Origin of the sequence: Frankia sp. ACN1ag (assembly GCF_001414035.1) — a bacterium.
Classification (GTDB): domain Bacteria; phylum Actinomycetota; class Actinomycetes; order Frankiales; family Frankiaceae; genus Frankia; species Frankia torreyi.
Genome location: NZ_LJPA01000009.1, coordinates 139,580 through 159,474, shown reverse-complemented (window position 1 = coordinate 159,474; position 19,895 = coordinate 139,580). Strand labels below are relative to the sequence as shown.

The following is a 19,895-nucleotide window of genomic DNA, read 5'->3' as shown; positions in this document are numbered from 1 at the left end:
AGATGCGGCAAGCCCAGGGGTACCAGGCCCGCGAACTCCCACGGGCGCGTAGCGGGTTCTTGGCTTTCTGTCCGTGGGCGGCGGAGGCGATGGGCGGGGCCTGGTGATGGGCGGGTTCGAGGGCAATCTGATCACTTGTTCGGGGTGGATCTACCGTGGCTTTGCGCGGCCGGGTGGCCGGGTGCCGGGAGAGCGGTCGGGTTGTGGGCGGGGGTGCCCGCCTGCGGCGTCGATCGAGCCGGGTTCTCGCAATGGGGCGGGGCGGAGGCTGGTCGGGTGGTACTGCACGGGCCGGCGGGGCGGTTCTTCGTGGTCGGGGCGTTCGTGCTCGACTGCCTGGTCAGCACGCGGCGGCTGCCGAGGTGGGGCCGGGACGTGCGGGCCGACGCGATGCGGACCGTGCCCGGTGGGAAGGCGCTCAACCAGGCGGTGACCCTGGCGCGGCTCGGCCTGCCGGTGACCGCGGTGGGGGCGGTCGGAGCGGACGGCGTGGGTGCGGCCGTGCGGGCGGCGCTGGCCGGCGAGGGGGTGGACGTGTCGGCGATGACGGCGGTCCCGGACGTGCCGACGCCCGTCTGCGTCGTCCACGTGCGGGGTGACGGTGAGAAGGCGGTCGTCTGGCGGGTCCCCGAGGCGTTGGCCGTCACCGGAGACCAGGTCCACGCCGCCGCGGCGGCGACGGACGGCCCGGTCGACGCGGCGCTGGTGACGTTCGAGTTCGCCGAACGGGCCGCGGACCTCGTCACCGCCGCCGCCAAGGCCGCCACGCGGGTTGTCGTCAACTCGGCGCCGGCGCCGGCCGACCCGGCGGTCGTCGGAGCCGTTCCGTGGGAGCAGGTCGACATCCTCGTCCCCAACGAGACCGAGGCCCGCGCGCTGCTCGCCGGGCGGGCCGCCGCCCGCGGGCCCGCCGGCCGGCTCGCCGAAGCCGTCGCCGAGACGCTCGGCGTCCCGACCGTCTGCGTCACCCTGGGCGAACGAGGATGTGTGCTGCGCACCGGCGGCGGGACGACCGTCCACCCCGCCGTCGCGGCGAGGGTGATCGACACGACCGGGGCCAGTGACGCCTTCACAGCCGTGCTCGTCGCCCGCCTGGTCGCGGGCGACGACCCGGCCACTGCCGTCCACCACGCGCAGGCCGCCGCAGCGCTCACGGTGAGCCGGGTCGGTGCCTACGAGGCGCTTCCCACCGCCGGCGAGCTGCGCGAGCTGGTCTTCGGCCTACGGAATCCGCCCGGGTAGGGCAGCACCTCCCCTGTCGCCGTCGGGTTCAGGTCGGGCTGACGGTGGTGTGGCGGCCGTGGCGAACTGGGCGATGCCACGGCGGTAGGCGTCCTCCTTGCGGCGGGCGATCGCCGCCGGGTCGATCTCGGCGACGCCGAGCCGGCCCCGGGCGCCGCAGGCGGCGGCGCGCGCGGGGTCGAGCAGGAACGGGGCGAGCGCGGTGGCCAGCGCCTCGGCGTCGTCGGGCGGGACCGCGGTCCCGGACCCCCAGCGCTCGACGAACGGTGCCACGCCGGTCCGGGTCGTGGTGACCACCGGCCGCCCGGCCGCCATCGCCTCGACGGCGGCGATCGAGAAGCTCTCGAAGCGGCTGGGCACGGCGACGGCCCGTGCCCGGCGGTAGAGGTCGCGGAGCTCGTCGGCCGACAGATGGCCGGGGAACTCGACGTGCAGGCCGAGCTCCCGGGCGCGTCGGGCGAGCCAGGCGCCGGCGGGGGCACCGCCGATCGTGCCGGCGGGGCGCCCGGCGAGCACCAGCCGGTGGGCGATGCCCGCGCGGTTGAGCCGCGCGGACGCGTTGAGCAGGACGTCCACCCCCTTGTACGCCTCCAGGCGGCCGACCGCCGCGACCGTCGGCGCCGTGCCGGCGACGTCCGGGACGTCGAGCCAGGGGTGGGCATCGAACGGGTTCGGGATCACCTCCACGGCGCGTCGTCCCAGCCAGCCGCGTTCGCGCAGGGTGTCGACGAGGAGCTGCGACGGTGAGGTCACCACGGCGGCGCGATCGGCGGAGATCCGGTCGAGCCGGTCGGCGAGCCGGCCCTTGCACCCGAGGGGCTGGCCGGCGAGCTGGACGGTGAGCATGGTCGGGCAGTGCAGGTGGATGGCGAGCGGGCGGGTGCGGTACAGCGCCTGGAGCAGACCGCGGGTCTCCCCGTCCTGCGTCTCGATCACGTCGGGGCGCAGGCCGAGGCGGCGCATCCAGAAGCTGTAGGACAACGGCAGGCTGACCCGCAGCGTGATCGAGTCCCGCGGGTACAGCGGCCCGCGCAGCCGCGCCCCGACCGGGCCCAGCCCGCGGGTGACCGGAACCCGCAGCAGCGGCCGCCGGTGCACGTGCACCCCGTCCTGCACGGAGTCGACGACCCGGTGACCCTGGGCGCAGAGCACGTGCACCTCGTGCCCGAGCCGCGCGAGCGCGACGGCCAGCGTCGCCGTGTAGCTGCCCGCGCCGTCCCAGACGACCGGCGGGTACTGCTCGCAGAAGAACAGGATGCACAGGGCGCGTAACGATTGGACCGAATCCGCCATGCGTTTCCGTTTCCATCGGTCCGGTCGCCGGAGCATGCGGGAATGACGGGAATACGTTACCGCGGATCTCGCGGACCTCGCGGAGCTGCGGGTGATTGCCGTCGCGCGTCCGGTGATTCGCCCTGGATGGTCCGGTGGGGCGTGGTGGGATTGCGTCACGTGGTGCTGGCGTCGATATTGTCCGGGCAGGTCCGAGACCGTTTGATGGCCGGCCGGGAGTCGGTCCTTCGTCCGAGCTTGCGGGCAAAAGTGGCGCGCTGTCGTTTCCCCGGAGGGACGGTCGGGCATTCGGGTGGGAATGTAGGAGATACGATTTCGCCGAGGTGCCCATGATGATTGCCGCGGCGGAGGGTCGGGCCCGGGGGGATTGCAGGTGCGCGGAACGTCCGGGTCAGCCGATCTGAATGGTCTCGTCGTGGTGATGGCTGCCATTCTCGTGGGCGAGGCGCTGCGCTCGGGGTGCGCCTCGTGCCGACCGAATTCTGCCGGGCGGGTTCTGTCGGGCGAGACGATGGGCGGCCGACCCGACGACCCGAGGCGGGACGGTGTTCGTGCGTGCCGCGAAGGCCGAGAGGTCGTGGCGGGACAGCGGCGGCGGCCGGTGGGGCCGCGGGTGTGTCGTGTCGAGCGTCGTGAGCGTCGTGGAGGTCGGCGGGCCGGGGGGCTGACCGACGTGGTCCTGAGGGGCGTCCGGGCCGCGGCGCGGCGGCACCATTCGGCTACATCCGTCGTTGCGTAGGCGTGACGAAACGGAACGAAACAATAATACGGCCGACTGTACAACTCCGATACGACATCCAGGTCGTTGGACTCCGGCGTGGGACGCGCCGCATGTGCCGGGAGTGACCGGATCGGCGCGGGGAACAGAACATTTGCGGGAACTACACCGAACGTGTCGCCGATCGAGGGTCCGGGGCGTCGAGCGGATCGTCAGCGCTTCGGGCCGGAGGTAGCGTTGCCCTTTTCGCTCCGCCGACGGCCATCCCCACGCCGGGCCGGCGGATCCGCGTGCCTCGGTGAGCCGGGCCCCGGCTGGGCCGGGGCCGTTGAGACTGTGAGGGAGGGCGTCGATGTGCCACCTGTTCGCGATGAGTAGTGGCCCGAAGCGGATCAAGGCCACGTTCTGGCTGCTGGACGCGCCCGACAGCCCACGCGCGGCCACCCTGCGGACGCCGGACGGCGCCGGCCTCGGCGCCTTCGACGCGGACGGCGTCCCGCAGGTGGTGAGGCAGGCGATCCGCAGCCGCGCGGACACGGCGTTCGCTCGGGAGGCGCAGGACGTCACCTCGTCGACCTTCGTCGCGCACGTGCGGCATGCCTCCACCGGCCGGGCCAGCGACGCCAACACGCACCCGTTCGTCCGCAACGAGCGGATCTTCGCCCACAACGGGGTGATCGAGGGCCTGGGCAAGCTGGACGCGGAGCTCGGCACCGCCGGCCTGCCGGTGCTCGGCGATACCGACTCCGAGCGATTCTTCGCGCTGGTCACCCGGGAGATCGACGCCCACGACGGCGACGTCGGCGAGGGCATCGCCGCGGCGGCGCGCTGGACGGCGCAGAATCTTCCCCTCTACTCGATCAACATGATTCTCATCACCGCTGGGGAGCTGTGGGCGCTGCGCTACCCGGACACCAATGGCCTGTACGTGCTGAAGCGCGGCGCCGGCGGCCGCAACGGCCGCCATCTCGACCACGCCAGCCCCTTCAGCGAGATCCGGGTCCGCTCCCTCGACCTGCTCGACGAGCCGGCGGTGGTGGTCGAGAGCGAGCGGATGGACGAGGATCCGCGCTGGCGGCTGATGGACAGCGGCGAGCTGCTCCATGTTGCGGCCGATCTCACGGTGACCTCACGGATCGTGCTCGACGGCCCGCCCGTCCACCAGCTTTCCCTGGAGGACCTGCGGCCCGAGGCCGCCGTGTCGCAGACCACCTCGGTTCCCGATCTGCCGACGTCCGCCTGACCCGGCCGGCGTCCCCGCGAGGTTCGGTGAAACCTGCCGACATAGGGGGCGTGCGCACGGGGTAGCAATGCTGCAGGGGCAATGGTGCGGACAGTCGCAGTTCCCTGCGCGGAAGGGGCTCGTCGTGGTACTTGAAGTCGGCAGGATCGGGCTGTGGGCAGCCCAGCGGCAGTGGCCGACGGACGTCCGGTCGCGGGCGGAGGTCGCCGCCGAGGTGGCGGCGATGGGTATCCCGACGTTGTGGATCGGTGCCGCCAGCGGGGATCTGGAGCTCCCCGCCGCCATCCTGGATGGCACCGAAAGGCTCGTGGTCGGCACGAGCATCCTGAACATCTGGACCGAGAAGGCGGACATCGTCGCCGATCACTACGCGATGCTCGCCAAGGCTCATCCCGACCGGCTGCTGCTCGGATTCGGCGTCGGGCACCGAGGTCCGGTGGAGAAGCTGACCGGCCGCCGTTGGGAGCGGCCGGTCGAGGTCCTTCTCGACTATCTCGACACGCTGGACGAGCTCGGGGTGCCCCGATCCGATCAGGCGCTGGCGGCGCTCGGACCGCGGATGCTGGAGATCGCGGCCCGACGCAGCGCGGGTGCGCTGCCGTACCTCGCCACACCCGAGCACACCCGGCGGGCGCGGGAGATCATGGGGCCGGACGCGCTGCTCGCCCCCGAGCAGAAGGTCGTGCTCGACAGCGACCCCGAGAGCGCCCGCGCGGTGGCCCGCCAGGGCATCGCCTTCTACCTCGGGCTGCCGAACTACGCCAACAACCTGCGCCGGCTCGGCTTCACCGACGCGGACCTGGCCGGATCCGGTTCCGATCGGCTCGTCGACGCCCTGGTCGCCTGGGGTGATCTGGACACCGTCCTCGCCCGGATCGCCGAACACCACCAGGCGGGTGCAGACCACGTCGCCGTGCAGGTCCTGACCCCGACGCCCACCCAGCTTCCGCTCGCCCAGTGGGGTCGGCTCGCCAGCGCGATCAACACCCTCGCGTCACCCTGACCGGGGGAAGCCCATGCGGTAGTCTCTCGACAACCGACCAATTCGCCTGCCCTGTGTCTGCGGCCGAGTCACGGAGAGTGACGCATGCCCGCAGACGCTCCAGGCGCCCCGTCTCCGGACGCTGATCAGCGCGTATCTGAGCACGGCGACGTCGCCGCTGTTCCTGCCGCCCGCGAGGGCGAGCCGGCGTCGTCCGCGGCCGCGGACGACGCCTCGGCGGCGGTCGCGGTGGACACCGGGTCTGAGCTGGTCGCCAGCCTGATGTCCGGGATCCCCACCGATGAGCAGAAGCGCCTGCTCGGGATGATCAACTCGTCGATTGCGGCCGAGCGGTCAGCCGCAATCGACGGGACCGTCCGCCGCCAGGTCGATGTCGGGGTGCGCCGCCGTCGCTCGTCGCACCGCCCGGATCCCGACGCGGCGGACGCGGCGGACGAACGCGGCGGCGCGCCGAGTGCGGCACACCAACGCGCCGGCGAGCCGGGCACGGACGGGTCTCGCGGCGAGGCGGGCGATGGCTGAGCGGCACCGCACCCCGGGGGGTGCGCAGTGAGGTCTCCGGATCCGACTGGCCGCGCCGCCGCCCGGCCCTTGGTGCCCGGGTCCGTCGCGTTCGAAGCCGTGATAGTCGGGGCCGCAGCGGAGCCGGAGCACGGGGCCGAGCCCGCTGTGCGGCCGACCCGCCCGGGGTTGGAAGTTCGGCCGGAGCGCGGGCAGCCCGCTCGCCGGGCCTCGCCGGCCGGCGAGGCCCGGGTGAGCATCGACGGGCCGGGTCGGCTCGTCGCCGCGGTGCGGCACCGTCCGGGCGGTCTCACGGTCGCGTTCCAGGGCGACCTCGACGCCGCCGTCGAGCCGATGGCCCGGGCGCTGCTGTGGTCGTGCCTGGACGAATGCACGAGCGCGCTCGTCGTCGACCTGACGGGTGCGTTCGTCGACGTCCGCGGGTTCACGGTGCTGCATCTGCTCTGGCGGGCGGGCCGGGAGCGGGGGGTGCGGGTCGCGCTCGCCGGATGCTCTCCGATCGTCGACCGGATGGCGACCGTCCTCACGCCCCAGGGCGTGCCACGATTCCGTACGGTAGATGCTGCATGGCAAGCAGTGACCAGCTCCAGGTCGACCACCGCCGCGTCTACGGCAACTGCGGGATAACCCCCAGGATGATCCGGCAGGATGGGGCGGCCCGGTTGCCGCGGTCGGGGTCACGCTGGAGGTACGGGGGAACCACGATGGAGATCGACAAGCTGCTGCTGGACGCCAGTCTGGCCCGGCTGCACCACCTCGCGCCGAGCCAGGTCGAGCTCGGCAGATTGGTCGGCGAGGTCGTGCACGCGGTCACCGAGATCTTCGACCTGACGGGTGCGGGCGTCCTGGTGGTCGACGCGGACCGGGCCCTGCGCAGCATCGCCGCCTCCGACAGCAGCGGGGCGCTGCTCGAACGCGTCCAGGAGGAGTTCGGCGAGGGCCCCTGCGTCGAGTCCTTCATCATCGACGAGATCGTCGCGTCCGAGGATCTGGCCACGGACACCCGGTGGCCGCGGGTCACCCCCGCCCTGCTGGACGGCGGGATCCGCGCGGTCCTCGGCGTCCCGGTGCGCCTCGGCGGCGGCCCGATCGGCACCCTCAACGTCGCCGCCGACTCCCCGCGCGTCTGGACCGACAGCGAACGCGACGCGATGGTTCATTTCGGTGCGGTTCTCGAGAACCTGCTGCTCGCCGGGCTCATCGCCGATCGCAATGACAAACTCGCCCGGCAGCTTCAGTACGCCCTGGAATACCGGGTTCCCATCGAGCGCGCCGTCGGATATCTCATGGCGACGATGAGAACGGATCCGATCTCGGCCTTCGAGACCCTGCGGCGGACCGCACGCAACGAGCGCCGGCGGGTCTCCGAGTTGGCCGGGGAGATCCTCGCCCGGCGACGGGTGCTCTGACAGCCCGACCGGCTCGTCGCCGGACCGGCTCGTCCCCGGACCGGCGCGCCCCCGGACCGGCGCGCCCCCGGTCGGATACGGGTGCTGGCCCGATGGTCGTCGCCCCCGCCGCGCTGTTCACTGTCGGCAGGACGACACGGTTGGCCGGCGGCGACGCCTGGCCTGACCGCGGCGGCTCCACGACGATGATGCCCACCGGGCGTGCCCGGGTTGCCGGCGCGTCGGCGTGGTCGGCGTTTCGCGGGGCCGCCCATCCCCGCACCCGCAACGACCCGTACCTGGAACGACCCGTACCTGGGACGACCCGTACCNGGGACGACCTCCGACGAAAGGGGGCGAATGATCGAGGCACAAGGGCTCACCAAGCGGTATGGACGCACGGTCGCCGTCAACGACCTGTCCTTCACGGTGCAGCCCGGCAAGGTGACCGGATTCCTGGGGCCCAACGGCGCCGGGAAGTCCACCACGATGCGCATGATCCTGGGGCTCGACAACCCGAGCGCGGGCACGGTCCGCATCGACGGCAGGCGGTACAGCGAGCTGAAGCAGCCGCTGCGCCAGGTGGGCGCGCTACTCGAGGCGAAATGGGTGCACCCCAACCGGTCCGCGCGTTCTCACCTGCGATGGATGGCCGCGTCCAACCGGATCCCGGCGAAGCGGGTCGACGAGGTGCTGGAGATCGTCGGGCTGACCGGCGTGGCGGGCAAGCGCGCCGGCGGCTTCTCGCTCGGCATGGCGCAGCGGCTCGGTATCGCGACCGCGCTGCTCGGCGATCCGGGCGTGCTGCTGTTCGACGAGCCCGTCAACGGCCTGGACCCGGAAGGGATCCTCTGGATCCGTCGGTTCATGCATCGGCTCGCAGACGAGGGCCGGACGGTCTTCGTCTCCAGCCACCTGCTCTCCGAGATGGCGCTGACCGCCCAGGAACTCATCGTCATCGGGCGCGGGCGGCTTATCGCGCAGACCAGCACCCGGGCCTTCATCGACATGGCGTCCGAGTCGACGGTCCGGGTCCGCGGCCCCGAGATGGATCGGCTGCACGGGGTGCTCATCGGCCAGGGGCTGGCGGTCCGCGACGTGCCCGCCGGCGATGACGGACCGGCGGCGCTGCTCGTGTCGAACAGCAGCACCGAACAGGTCGGCGAACTGGCCGGGCGGGTCGGCCTGGTGCTGCACGAGCTGGCCGCCCAGCGTGGCTCGCTGGAGCAGGCGTTCATCCAGCTCACCGGGGGCGAGGTCGAGTACCACGCCGGTGCGCTCGCGGGGACCCCGAACGGCTCGCCGGCCGCCGGGACACCCGCCGCCCCGGCACAGCCCACCGGGCCGCTGCCGCGGGGGACCGAGGCCGTGGACGCGACGCGGGGAGGCGACGCGCGATGACTCTGCTCACCGTCGAACGCATCAAGCTGTTCTCCACCCGCTCGCCGTGGTGGTGCATGATCCTGGCGACCGCCCTCACGGTGGGACTGACCTCCATCTTCGCGGCCACCACCAAGCCCGCCGACCTGCCCACCTTCACTCCGAGCGTCACCCAGTTCGCCTTCAGCTTCGGGCTTGTGGTGATGATGGTGATGGCCACGCTCGCGGTCACCACCGAGTACCGGTTCAGCACGATCCGGTCGACCTTCCTCGCCGTCCCCACCCGCACCCCGGCGCTGGTCGCCAAGGCCGTGGTCGTCGCTCTGCTGGCGGGGATCGTCGGGGAGATCACCGCGGTCGGCTCCTGGGGCATCGCCAAGCTGATCCAGCCGGACGCGCCACTGGGAATCGACACGGCGCAGGAGTACCGCAACGTGTTCGGCGTCGGGCTGATCTATCTGCTGTCCGCCGTGCTGGCCCTCGCCGTCGGCCTGATCGTCCGGCAGTCCGCCGGCGCCGTCGTCATCGAACTCGTCTACCTGCTCCTGCTGGAGAACCTGCTACCGGCGATCCCCCGGATCGGCGACCACATCCAGCACTGGCTGCCGTACACCGTCGGCAACAACTTCATCGTCGCCGGCCAGCCCGAGACCGATGACGGCCCGCCCGCGATCGAGGGGATGCCGTTCGGGCCCTGGGGTTCGCTGGTGTACTACGCCGCGGTGTGCGTGGGCCTGTTCGTGATCGGCCTGGTCCTGGCCAAGCGCCGGGACGCCTGACGCCGAGCGGTTCGACGGGCCGCCGGCCCGTGGAGCCGCCGGCAGAGGAGACACCGGCGCGCGTCGAGCGGTAGCTTCACTACCTCACGTCTGTACTCGCTTGCATTGAGTGACGCTGCTGGCGGGTGCTGTTGCTCACGGGTGGGGGAGGGGGCCGGGATCGCGCCTGCGCCCGGGCGTGTCGGGCCGCCGGGCCGCATCGGACCGGCCGGCGGTCCGATGCTGGCCGGGCCCCGCGCGCGTTTCGGGCGGTTCGGATGTGTCGGGCCGTCGCGGCTCGGCCGGCGCCGGGTCGTCCTCTCCGGTATCGATCCGTTTCTGCTGCGCAGCGCGCTGCGGGCCGCCGTCGTCGCACCCGCCGTGCTGGCCACCGGCTACTACCTGTTCGACCGGATCCTGCTGAGCCTGTTCGCCTGGTTCGCGGTCTTCGCCCTGCTCGTCTTCGTCGACTTCGGCGGTCCGGCTCGGGTGCGCCTCGCCGCCCACGCCGGGCTGGCCGTGGCCGGGCTGCCATTGATCACCCTGGGCACGCTGTGTTCCCGTTCATCGTGGGCGGCGTGTGGGGGGATGGCGGTGGTGGCCTTCGTCGCCCTGTTCGCCGGGGTGATCAACGTGTACCTGGCGGTCGCGGCGCCGGCCCTGCTGCTGTCCTTCGTGCTGCCGGTGACGAGTCCGGCGGGTCTGTCCGCCGTGCCGGAGCGGCTCGCCGGCTGGGGTCTGGGCGCAGTCGCCGCCCTGCTCTCGCTGGTGGTGCTGTGGCCGGCCCGGCCGCCGGATGAGGTCCGCCGGGCCCTGGCTGCAGCCTGTCGGGCCCTGGNCGACTGCGTCGCCGTCCGCCCTGCCGGCGTCACGGCCGCGGGGTCGGAGACGTCGGAGGCGCCCGCGTCCGGGGCGTCGAAGGCGTCCGGGGGGTCCGAGGCGTCCGGGGCGTCGAAGGCGTCCGGGGGGTCGGAGGCGTCCGGGGGGCCCGAGGTGATGGGCGCCGTGGTGCGCTCTGCGGTGGCGGAGGTCCGCCGGCGCTTCGCCGCAACGTCGTACCGCCCGACCGGGGCGGGCGGCTCCGCGGCCGCTCTCGGCCACGCCATCGCCGATCTGAACTGGGTCGTCCCCTTCGCGCTCGCCGTCCCCGCCGGGGATCGGATGCGCCGGCACTGCTTTCCCGAGCCGGCCGCCGAACTCCTGGCGGCCGCCGTCGACACCCTGCACGGCGTCGCCGACCGGCTCGACCGGTTCGCCCCTCGCGACGGGACGTCCCGCCCGGCGCGGGCGGGCCACGCGGCGCGGGCGGGACGCGCGGCCGGGGACGGGCGCCGCGGCGGCGGGCTTGGGGTGGAGCGACTCGACCGGGCCGCTCGGGGGATCGGACAGGCGCTGCTCGACGCGGTCAGCCGGACCGCCGGGCAGCCCATCGGTCCGACCGACCCGACCGGTCCGACAGACCCGACCGGCCCGACCGGACCGGATGCCGCGGCGGCCGAGGCGTTCCGGCTGCGCCAGTTGGCTCTCGGCACCCGGCAGCTCGCGGCGCACACACTGGTGGCGACGGGGGAGCGTCGGCTGTGGCGGCCGATGTCGGGCGCGGGGCGATGGCAGCGGGTCCGGGCCCGCCTGCGCCTGACCCGCGAGCTCGCCGCCGGGTACGCCGACGTCCGGGCGATCTGGTTCCGCAACAGCGTGCGCGGCGCCGCCGGCCTCACGCTCGCCGTGGCGGTGACCCGCACGACGGGGTTGCAGCACGGGTTCTGGGTGGTGCTCGGCACCCTGTCGGTGCTGCGGTCGAACGCGCTGGCGACCGGGATCACCGTCGCGCGCGCGTTGGTCGGCACGGTGGCGGGGATCGCCGTCGGCGGGGTCGCCGTCGTCGCGGCGGGCACGGCGAGGCCGGTCCTGTGGGCGCTGCTGCCGGTCGCGGTCCTGATCGCCGGGTACGCCCGGAAGGCGAACGCGTTTGCCGCCGGCCAGGCCGGGTTCACCGTCGCCGTCGTGCTGCTGTTCAACATCGTCGAGCCGGCCGGCTGGCGGGTCGGTCTCGTTCGCATCGAGGACGTGGTCCTCGGCTTTGCGATCAGCGTCGTCGTCGGTGCGTTGCTGTGGCCGACGGGGGCCGCGGCCCGGCTGGTGCGCGAGCGGGCCGCCACCGCGTACCGGGCCGCCTGCGAGTTCCTCGTCCGGGTCGCGGTGGAGCCGCCCTGTGCCGCGCCGGAGCCGGGCAGCGCGCGGGAGATCGCCCGGATGGCGCGCACGGCCGTCCGCGCCGGCCGGCTGCTGGACGACGCGATCCGCCAATATCTGTCCGAGCGGCCCGCCGGCCCGCTCGACGTCGACGCGCTCATGCTGGTCTCCGCGGGTGCCCTGCGGATCCGGCGCACCGCGCAGGCCCTGCGGCTGACCGGCCCCCACCCGCTGCGGGCCGAGATCGTCGGAGCCGGCTCGCCGGCCGCGGGCCGGGCCGGCGCCTGGGCGGGGCTGCTCCGCTGCCGTCCGCGGCTCCTCGCGAGCGTTGACGAGCTGCGGCGATGGCATCTGCGCCTGGCCGACGCCCTGGCCGATCGGGCCGAGCCGCCGCCACCCGCGCCGGTCTCCTCGACGCCCCCGGTCGACGCGGTGCGGGGCTGTGCTCTCGTCCGGGTCCGGGCGGCGCTCGCCACGGGAGACCGGGCGGGGGTGGTGGCCGCACTCGACATCGTCGAGCGCGCGGAGCATCTCGCCGTGCTTCAGGACCTGCGGGGTCGGCTTGCCGGGGCGGTCCGCATCCTGGCCACCGGCGGGGGTGACGCCGCTCAGGCGCCGGGGCCCCACAGATCGCGGCCGGCCCGGGCGCGCTCCCGCGACTTCATCCGGGCCTCGTGGACGTGGCGCATCCCGTCGGTGAGCCGCCGCCGGACCTCCTCGTCCACGTCGGCGAAGGGGCGGTAGTACAGCTCGTCGTACTCCTCGACGATCTGGAAGGTCCAGCGTCCGTCGAGCACGTTGCGCCCGTACAGCTCGCTGCGCACGAACCCGGCGATCCGGGCGTGTCCNGCGTCCTCCAGCCCGGTGATCGCCTCCGTCAGGGTGCGGTCCGCCCGCCCGGAGAGCTGGTGGAACTCATACAGCGCACCGCGGGCGCGTTCCACCCATTCCAGCGCCTCGCTGAGGCGGCCGACCGCCTCGGCGGTGGCGTCGTCGAGGTCCGGCCGGGTGCGGTCCAGCCGCTCGCCGCGCTCGCCGCGCTGTCCATCCAGGTGGCCGCGGTGGCCGTCCGCGGGTCCGGGATCACCGCCCCGGCCCGCGGCACGGCTCGCGCCGCGGGCGCCCGGCTGGCTGTGGGCGCGATCGGCGTCCTGGCGGGGGTGTCTGCTCACCCTGGCGGGATGCCCGGACGCGCGGGCACCCACACCGTGGGCGCCCGCGCGTCCGGCGGATCGGGATGCGGCTCAGGCCTGGACCGCGTCCACCGTCTCCGCGTCGGTGACCGTGGTCTTGATCTCCCGCTGGGCGGGGACGGTGACCGCGGCGCTCGCCCGCCGGCCGGGGATGAAGGTGGCCAGCAGCAGCGCGAGCAGGGCGGACCCCGCGCCGAGGACGAACGCGAGCCGGAAGCCGCCCTCGGACGGCAGCGTGGCGCCGTTGAAGGTCGTGGTCATGTGCGCGAGGACCACGCCGACCACCGCGGCGGAGGACGAGGTGCCGAGCGAGCGCATCAGGGTGTTCAGGCCGTTGGCGGCGGCGGTCTCGGTCGGCGGCACCGCGGCCATGATCAGGGCGGGCATCGACGCGTAGGCCAGAGCGACCCCGAGGCCGATGATGCAGGCCAGGAAGATGATCTCCCAGACCTCGTTCATGAGCACCAGGCCCAGCCCGTAGCCGATCGAGATGGTCAGCGCGCCCAGCATCAGGGTGACCTTGGATCCGAAGGCCGCGGACAGCCGGGCGGTGACCGGGGAGGCCAGCATCATCACGAGGCCGAACGGCGCGAAGCACAGTCCCGCGACGATCATCGACTGGCCGAATCCGTAACCCGTGCCCTTGGGGGCCTGCAGGAGCTGCGGGATGATCAGGGACATGCCGTACATCGCGAATCCGATGATGACCGAGGTCAGGTTGGTCATCAGGACCTGACGGCGGGCGCTGATCCGCAGGTCGACCAGCGGGCTCGGGGTGCGCAGCTCCCAGAAGCCCCAGGCGAGCAGGATCACGACGGCGGCGACGCCGAGCCCCAGCGTGGTGCTCTTGGTCCAGCCCCAGTCGCTGCCCTTGGAGATGACGAGCAGCAGGCACAGCACGCCGGCGGACATCCCGAGGGCGCCGACGAAGTCGAAGCGGCNGTGGGTCTTGTCGCCCACCGGCGACTCGGGGATCACCTTCCAGATGACCAGCAGCACCAGCACGGCGAGCCCGGCAGCCCCCCAGAACAGCACGTGCCAGTTCACCTGCTGGGCGATGATCGCCGACAGCGGGACGCCGAGGGCGCCGCCGATGCCCAGCGAGGAGCTCATCAGCCCGAGCGCCGAGCCGAGCTTCTCGGGCGGGAGCTCGTCGCGCATCACGCTGATCCCCAGCGGGATCAGACCCGTGGCCAGACCCTGCAGCGCGCGCCCGGCGACCATCGGCAGCAGAGCGGTGCTCAGCGCGCAGACGACCGAGCCGATGATCAGCACCACGAGGCTGACCATCATCATCCGCTTCTTGCCGTACATGTCGCCGAGGCGGCCCACGATCGGCGTCGAGACCGCGGCGCCGAGCAGGGTCGCGGTCACCACCCAGGCCGTGTTCGAGGCGGAGGAGTGCAGCAGCTCGGGAAGGTCCGAGATGAGCGNCACCACGAGGGTGTGCATGACCGAGACCACGACCCCGGCTGTGGCCAGGGCCCCGATCATCAGCCCGGGCGCGGGCGCGCCCTCCTGCCGACTGGTCGGGTCGGCGGACGCCTGTGCCATGGGAGCCTCCGGGTGGATGNCGGCGAGGAACACCGACGGAAGGTGACCGTCTGCGCGCGGACCGCGAGTGACCGCGGGTGCGGCACGACCATGTCGCTTGCAAGGGGAGTTTGCGAGATCGTTTCGGTTGCCACGGACGATCGTTGATGTGCACCGTACATGCTATGTGTGCCGTGCACAGACGCCGGTGCTGCGCATAGTCTGGGATAAAGGTCACGGTCAGACGAGGGCATAGGTGCCCGGATGCGCGGCGGAGGCGAGCGTGCTCGAGGACCTGCAGGAGATCGAGCGAGAGCTGTTGCTGCTCGCCCGNCATCACATCCTGCCCACGTCCAGCCACAAGCAACACGGCCGAACCCTCGACCGCTCGGCGTACTTACTGCTGAGCCGGATCGAGGCGGAGGGGCCGATGACCATCGGGCAGCTCGCCGACGCCTTCGCCCTCGACGTCTCCACCGTCAACCGGCAGGCCGCGGCGATGCTTCACGCCGACCTGGTCGAGCGTATCCCCGATCCCGACGGTGGGATGGCCCNCAAGCTGGCGGTCACGCCGCAGGGGCTGGCGCGCCTGCATGCCGACCGCGACGTGGTCCTGCGAGGGCTGGGCCAGGTCCTCGGAGACTGGTCCGCCGAGGACCGGCGATGCCTTGCCGACCTGCTCGGCCGCTTCAACATCACCTGCGAGCGCGAGAACGGCTATCCCTGGCCCCGTCCCACCCGCGTCTCGGACCGGTAGCCGCCCGCCCGTCGCGTCGCGGCGGCGACCGGGCGATGATCGGATCTTGTAGGATGAACTCGCTTGTCTGGCGTAACGCCAGGTGGGAGGGCTCGCCTAGAGGCCGATGGCGGCGGTCTTGAAAACCGCTATGGGGAGTGATCCTCATCGTGGGTTCGAATCCCACGCCCTCCGCTCACCACGCGAATTCCGTGCTGGATTCCGCAGGCCAGAGCCGGTATCGGCCGTGCCGGCATGATCTACCACCGCTCCAGCTGACTCCGACTGACGCCGACTGACTTCGGCCAAATCCGGCCGGCTGTGCCGCACCTGTGTCTCGAGCATGAAGCGTCGGCGCGGACGGGCCCGGGGACCGAGTGCTCGGCGTGCAGCGGCGCCGGGCGAGTCAACGTCCATGCCCGCAGTCAGCTCCTGACGTCAGCTCCTGGCGTTCCCTCGCTGCATTNCCCCGCCGGTAATCGACGGGGCCGCAGCCGGCGGCGACTCTGGTCCGGTCGGAAACGGCCGACGCCGGAGGGCGCGAACCCGCCGGGACGAACGCAGGGAGATGAGTGCTGTGACCGTGCATACCGAGGCCGTCGAACGTTACTTCGCCGCGTGGAACGCGACCGAGCCGGACCGGATCGCGGCGGCGGTCAGCGCGGCGTGGACGCCCGACGGCGGCTACACCGACCCCACGGCCGAGGTCGTCGGCCGCGACCGGATCGCCGAGCTGATCGCCGGGGTGCACCGGCAGTTCCCGGGCTTCACCTTCCGCCCGGTCGGGACGGCCGACGGCCACCACGACGTCGTGCGGTTCGGGTGGGAGCTGGTGTCGCCGGCCGACGGCTCGGCGCCCGTCGCCGGGTTCGACGTGCTCACCCTCGCCGAGGACGGGCGGATCCGCGCCGTCAGCGGCTTCCTGGACCGCGTGCCCGCCGGGGTGGGATAGCCCACGGCCGCGCGGGACAAGCGCAGGCGGGCGGCATAGCGAGCGGGGGAGACGGCCCGTCGGGCGGCCCGGCCGGGTATTCATGCCCGCCGGGTATGCATGCCGGCCGGTTCACCGCCCCTCGGTGAGGGCCACAAGGGCTTTGGCCGTCTCCGGGTCGGCGGGCAGGAACGTCTCGACCGCCAGCTCGGAGACGGTCACGTCCAGCGGGGTGTTGAACGTCGTCATCGTGGAGATGAGCGTGAGCAGATGACCCTCGACGACGATCCGCATCGGTAGCGCGAGCGCCGGAGGCGCCCCGTCGGCCGCCGCGGGATTCGCCGGTCCGGTGCCTGTGTCCGTACCCGGATCTTCGAAGGCCGGGCGGTCGGGAACGGGATAGGCGGACACCTCGTCGTGGAGCGCGCGCAGTGCCGACGAACCACGCAGAATCATGTTCCGTCGCATTCTCTCCAGCAGGTGTGACCGCCATTCCGCCAGATTCACGATCCGCGGCGCGAGCCCCCGCGGATGCAGGGTGAGGCGCATCGCGTTCAGTGGTGGGCGCAGCAGGTCCGCCGGCACGCCGGCGAGCAGAGCCAGCGCCGCGCGGTTGGTCAGTGCAACGTCATAGTGCCCGTCGAGCACCAGCGTCGGGTTCGGCTCATAGGCGNTGAGCAACTGCTCCAACCCGGCGCGCACGGCCGTCATCGCCGGGTCGTGCAGCGGCGTCTCCGGGTAGGCCGGAGCATAGCCGGCGGCGATCAGCAGCGTGTTGCGGTCCCGCACCGGGACGTCGAGATGTTCGGCGAGTCGCAGGACCATCGCCCGGCTCGGCGTGGCCCGGCCGGTCTCCACGAAACTGATGTGCCGGGCGGAGCTATCCGCCCGAAGTGCTAGTTCGAGTTGACTGACTTGGCGTCGTTCCCGCCACTGCCGCAGCAGCGCGCCCACGCCCATCCGGGCACCCCCGGGCGCCGGGTCGGCCGGGCCAGGTCCCGCCGAGGGGGTCCTCATGCGTGCAACCGTAGCCAGTCTGGCCGGGGCCGGTCGTGCTGTCGTTCGCCACGCCATGACCAAGTGTCCCCGCATTGTGATTTTCGCGTTCGATGATGTCCGCCACGGGCGCCTGCCCTGAGTGGCCCGAAAGGTTGCGCGAGATGCCCGGAGTAGGTGGGATCGCCCCGACCTGACCGTCTCCGGAGCGTTGGCACTGGACAAACACCCTGAAGACTCGACGGCCGGTTGCGTGACGCTTGTGCAGGTCTGCGACAGGATGGCCGGGTGCCTCCCCGTCGGTCGACATCCCCTCGCGCGATCCCGGCCGCCGTCTCCTCGCCCCGGCGTCCCCGCGCGATTTCCGTGACCCTTCACTCCGATCCGGATCAGCCCGGCCGGCAACCGACACTGCCGATCCAGGTGCCCCGTCGCCGGCAGCCCGAGGCCGGCGCGCATATCGCGGTTACGGCCAGTTGTGCCGGCTGCGACACGCGGTGGACCGATCCGGCCACGACCCATTGCGGTTCATGCCATCAGTCCTGGCCGAGCGTGCAGGGCTTCGACGACCACCTGGTCGAATGCCCGGCCCATCCGGTCATCGCCGCCCGGCGGATGAAGCGGGAACCCGAGCAGTCCGGCGTCGGAGCCGCCTGACCGGCGCCATTGGCCCGGGCGTCGGACGGGTCCGGAGTTTTCCGCCCGTCGGCCGAAACTCCGTCGGCCGCCTGTTTCCCGACTCCGCCTGCGATTGCGGTCAACGGGCCGGTGGCGCGGTCACGAAACTGCTACGTTCCGGCGCGGGAGCACCCGTGGCCGCCCGCGGCGTCGCGTGCGCCCGGTCGTGGCGCGCGAGCCCGCCAGGGCAGCCGGCCGCCGCGGTCGCGTGCGTGCCGTGTGCCCCGAAGGGGGCGGTCCAGGCGGCGCGGTCCAGGCGGCGCGGTCGGGCGGGGCGGTCGGGCGGGGCGGGAGGACGGAGGAGCCGATGACGGTCTGCGGGCTGGTCCGGTTGGACGGGGCCGACGTGCGGCGGGCGGTGCTCACCACGATGCTGGCCTCCTCCGCCGCCGGGCTGCCGGCAGCGCGCGGGGTGCACACCGACGGGGCATTCGGGGCGGTGAGCGCGGCGGATCCGGACGCGGACCAGACTCCGCCGATCGCCGTCGACGACGCCGGGCTCGTGGTGATCGCCGACCCCTCGCCGCGGGCCACGGGCGCCCGCCGCTCGGCGCGGGCGTCGGCCNCCGCCTACCGCAGCGGCGGTCGGTGGGCCCTGCTGAGCTCCGCGGGCACGGTCGCCGTCGTCTGGGAACCGGCGCGGGCCCGCCTGGTCCTCGCCCGGCCGTCGGGCGCCCGTACCGAGCTGGTCACCTGGTCGGACGGACGGTTGTTCGCCTTCGGCACCGAGACCGAACAGGTGCTGTCCGTCGGCGGTGGCGGGCCGTCCCGCCCGGCCCGGCTGCGGCGGCTCGGGTCGGGCGAGGTCGTCACGGTTACCGTGGCCGCCGGGCGACACCGCCCCGCGCTCGCCGCGGTTCGCCAGCGCACCGGTGCGGAGGCTGCGGGGCTGGCCCCGGCCGGCCGCCCGTGACGGTCACCGGCCGGCTGGAACGCCGCAGGCCGCTCCGGCCCGGCCGAGCGGAGGGCGGTCTGGTCAGCGGGCGGGGGCCTCAGCCGTCTCGCCGGCGGCGGGGCGGGCGGGCCTGGTGCCGGCCGGTGCCGCGAGGTGCTTGCGGCGGATCAGGGCGCTGACCCGGCGCTCGGCGACGAACGACAGGAACGGGATCGTGCCCGCGAGCATGACCAGGATCGTCTGCCGCAGCGGCAGCCGGCAACGGCTTGCCAGGTCGTACGCGCAGGCGAGGTACACCATGTACAACACGCCGTGGATCGGGCCGATCGCCGCGACGACGGTGTCGTTGCCGCCGGCGTACTTCAACGGCACGCCGACGCAGACCAGCAGGATCAGGCCGACGCCGACGACGTAGGCGATCACGCGGTACCGCAGCAGGGCGGCTCGGACCGCCGGCGTGGCGGAACGTCCCCCGGCGGTGCGGGAGGGGGCGGGGGTCATCAGCGGGCTCCGTTGATCTGTTTCGCGTTGATCTGCTTCGAGTCGATCTGTTTCGGGTCGATCTGCTTCAGGGCCTCGCGCAGCACGTCGCGCTCGTACAGCGAGGTGAGGTAGCGGTTGTAGGCGTCGACCTCGTCGTCCTCCTCGGGCGAGTCCGACGCGGCGGTCAACATCCGGGGACCGTCCAGCTCCGGCCGCCAGGGCGCCTCGGGTGCGATCCGCCCGCCCGCGCCCCACTGGGGACCGCTCTCGTCCTGGGGCGCCAGCTCTTCCTTGATCATCTTGTACCACCAGTACACGACGAAGGCGGCGAAGATCGGCCACTCGACTCCGTAGAAGAGGTTCTGCAACGAGCCCTGCGCCGACTCGCCCTTGGTGAGCTGCCATATCCCCATGCGGATGAACAGCGCGACCATAGCGAGCGCGAGGAGATGACGCGCGATCCACGAGGGTGCAAACAACAGCCGGCGCACGCTGTCGACGCTACCTCTCCGGGTCCGATCCGCGTAGGTCGCGGGCCAGGTGCCAGCGACCAGGCTCACACCGTCGATGACTCGGTCGGGCGAACGGCGGGGAGACGGGTGCGCTCGCCGGGCCGGGTGTCGGAGCCCGGCCGGGCCCTGGGGCGCGGCGGCCGCGACGGTGGCTGGATGCCCGGAGTGCTGGGTGCCCGGGGCGCTGGATGCCTGGCG

13 protein-coding genes, 1 tRNA gene and 7 pseudogenes are annotated in these 19,895 nt (G+C 73.0%); 13 read left to right on the top strand and 8 right to left on the bottom strand.

The genetic code is table 11. The features are described 5' to 3' along the window. The first annotated feature begins 276 nt into the window (after positions 1–276). Positions 277–1,242, top strand: coding sequence for a PfkB family carbohydrate kinase (locus UK82_RS10365; protein WP_055406988.1), 966 nt, complete (start codon positions 277–279; stop codon positions 1,240–1,242). On the opposite strand, the gene UK82_RS10360 is transcribed toward UK82_RS10365, so the two are convergent. Then, complete coding sequence (locus UK82_RS10360; RefSeq protein ID WP_055406987.1) at positions 1,222–2,535, bottom strand: glycosyltransferase family 4 protein; 1,314 nt, start codon at positions 2,533–2,535, stop codon at positions 1,222–1,224. The two genes, UK82_RS10365 and UK82_RS10360, sit on opposite strands and share 21 nt — an antisense overlap. Positions 2,536–3,605: 1,070 nt before the next feature. Here UK82_RS10360 and UK82_RS10350 point away from each other — a divergent pair. The 8 genes and pseudogenes from UK82_RS10350 to UK82_RS42545 form a co-directional block, all read left to right on the top strand. Further along, positions 3,606–4,496: a class II glutamine amidotransferase gene (locus UK82_RS10350; protein WP_044883945.1), complete on the top strand. Its 891-nt coding sequence runs from the start codon at positions 3,606–3,608 to the stop codon at positions 4,494–4,496. Positions 4,497–4,620: 124 nt separating this feature from the next. After that, positions 4,621–5,499 carry an LLM class F420-dependent oxidoreductase gene (locus UK82_RS10345; protein WP_055406985.1) on the top strand — a complete coding sequence of 293 codons (879 nt, stop codon included), beginning with the start codon at positions 4,621–4,623 and terminating at the stop codon, positions 5,497–5,499. An 84-nt stretch (positions 5,500–5,583) separates the two neighbouring features. Next, the gene (locus UK82_RS10340) at positions 5,584–6,021 is read left to right on the top strand and encodes a hypothetical protein (protein ID WP_044883943.1); all 438 of its coding nucleotides are present in this window, start codon (positions 5,584–5,586) and stop codon (positions 6,019–6,021) included. Positions 6,022–6,252: 231 nt separating this feature from the next. After that, positions 6,253–6,648: an STAS domain-containing protein gene (locus UK82_RS10335; protein WP_044883942.1), complete on the top strand. Its 396-nt coding sequence runs from the start codon at positions 6,253–6,255 to the stop codon at positions 6,646–6,648. A gap of 77 nt (positions 6,649–6,725) precedes the next feature. Then, complete coding sequence (locus tag UK82_RS10330; protein WP_044883941.1) at positions 6,726–7,430, top strand: GAF and ANTAR domain-containing protein; 705 nt, start codon at positions 6,726–6,728, stop codon at positions 7,428–7,430. Positions 7,431–7,769: 339 nt separating this feature from the next. Beyond that, a complete protein-coding gene (locus UK82_RS10325; RefSeq protein ID WP_055406983.1) occupies positions 7,770–8,810 on the top strand; it encodes an ABC transporter ATP-binding protein in 1,041 nt (346 codons plus the stop codon). Beyond that, entirely contained in the window at positions 8,807–9,568 is a 762-nt protein-coding gene (locus UK82_RS10320; RefSeq protein WP_044883939.1) for an ABC transporter permease, read from the top strand. Before UK82_RS10325 ends, UK82_RS10320 begins: the two co-directional genes overlap by 4 nt. A gap of 975 nt (positions 9,569–10,543) precedes the next feature. Continuing rightward, positions 10,544–11,635: pseudogene (locus tag UK82_RS42545) on the top strand (FUSC family protein); the annotation flags it as partial. Positions 11,636–12,348: 713 nt separating this feature from the next. On the opposite strand, the pseudogene UK82_RS42540 reads toward UK82_RS42545, so the two are convergent. From UK82_RS42540 to UK82_RS37040, 3 pseudogenes are all read right to left on the bottom strand, one after another. Continuing rightward, positions 12,349–12,588, bottom strand: a pseudogene (locus UK82_RS42540) (hypothetical protein); the annotation flags it as partial. Positions 12,589–12,984: 396 nt separating this feature from the next. After that, positions 12,985–13,874: pseudogene (locus UK82_RS37045) on the bottom strand (MFS transporter); the annotation flags it as partial. Between the two features lies 1 nt (position 13,875). Continuing rightward, positions 13,876–14,366: pseudogene (locus UK82_RS37040) on the bottom strand (MFS transporter); the annotation flags it as partial. 356 nt (positions 14,367–14,722) lie between these two features. Between UK82_RS37040 and UK82_RS42535 the strand changes: the two are divergent. The 4 genes and pseudogenes from UK82_RS42535 to UK82_RS10295 all read left to right on the top strand — a co-directional run. Further along, positions 14,723–14,799 (top strand): annotated as a pseudogene (locus tag UK82_RS42535) (MarR family transcriptional regulator); the annotation flags it as partial. 1 nt (position 14,800) lies between these two features. Beyond that, positions 14,801–15,020, top strand: a pseudogene (locus tag UK82_RS37030) (MarR family transcriptional regulator); the annotation flags it as partial. A 288-nt stretch (positions 15,021–15,308) separates the two neighbouring features. Continuing rightward, positions 15,309–15,397, top strand: a tRNA-Ser gene (locus UK82_RS10300). Positions 15,398–15,770: 373 nt separating this feature from the next. After that, entirely contained in the window at positions 15,771–16,154 is a 384-nt protein-coding gene (locus tag UK82_RS10295; RefSeq protein WP_044883938.1) for a nuclear transport factor 2 family protein, read from the top strand. A gap of 111 nt (positions 16,155–16,265) precedes the next feature. Here the strand turns inward: UK82_RS10295 and UK82_RS10290 are convergent. The 4 genes and pseudogenes from UK82_RS10290 to UK82_RS10275 form a co-directional block, all read right to left on the bottom strand. Next, positions 16,266–16,806, bottom strand: a pseudogene (locus tag UK82_RS10290) (transcriptional regulator); the annotation flags it as partial. A gap of 1 nt (position 16,807) precedes the next feature. Next, the coding region (locus UK82_RS37020) for a helix-turn-helix domain-containing protein (RefSeq protein WP_396230512.1) at positions 16,808–17,150 on the bottom strand (343 nt) is incomplete at its 3' end. A gap of 1,633 nt (positions 17,151–18,783) precedes the next feature. Then, on the bottom strand, positions 18,784–19,203 hold the full coding sequence (locus UK82_RS10280) for a DUF3817 domain-containing protein (protein ID WP_044883934.1): 420 nt from the start codon (positions 19,201–19,203) through the stop codon (positions 18,784–18,786). After that, complete coding sequence (locus tag UK82_RS10275) at positions 19,203–19,745, bottom strand: hypothetical protein (RefSeq protein ID WP_236705755.1); 543 nt, start codon at positions 19,743–19,745, stop codon at positions 19,203–19,205. Before UK82_RS10275 ends, UK82_RS10280 begins: the two co-directional genes overlap by 1 nt. Positions 19,746–19,895 lie beyond the last annotated feature (150 nt).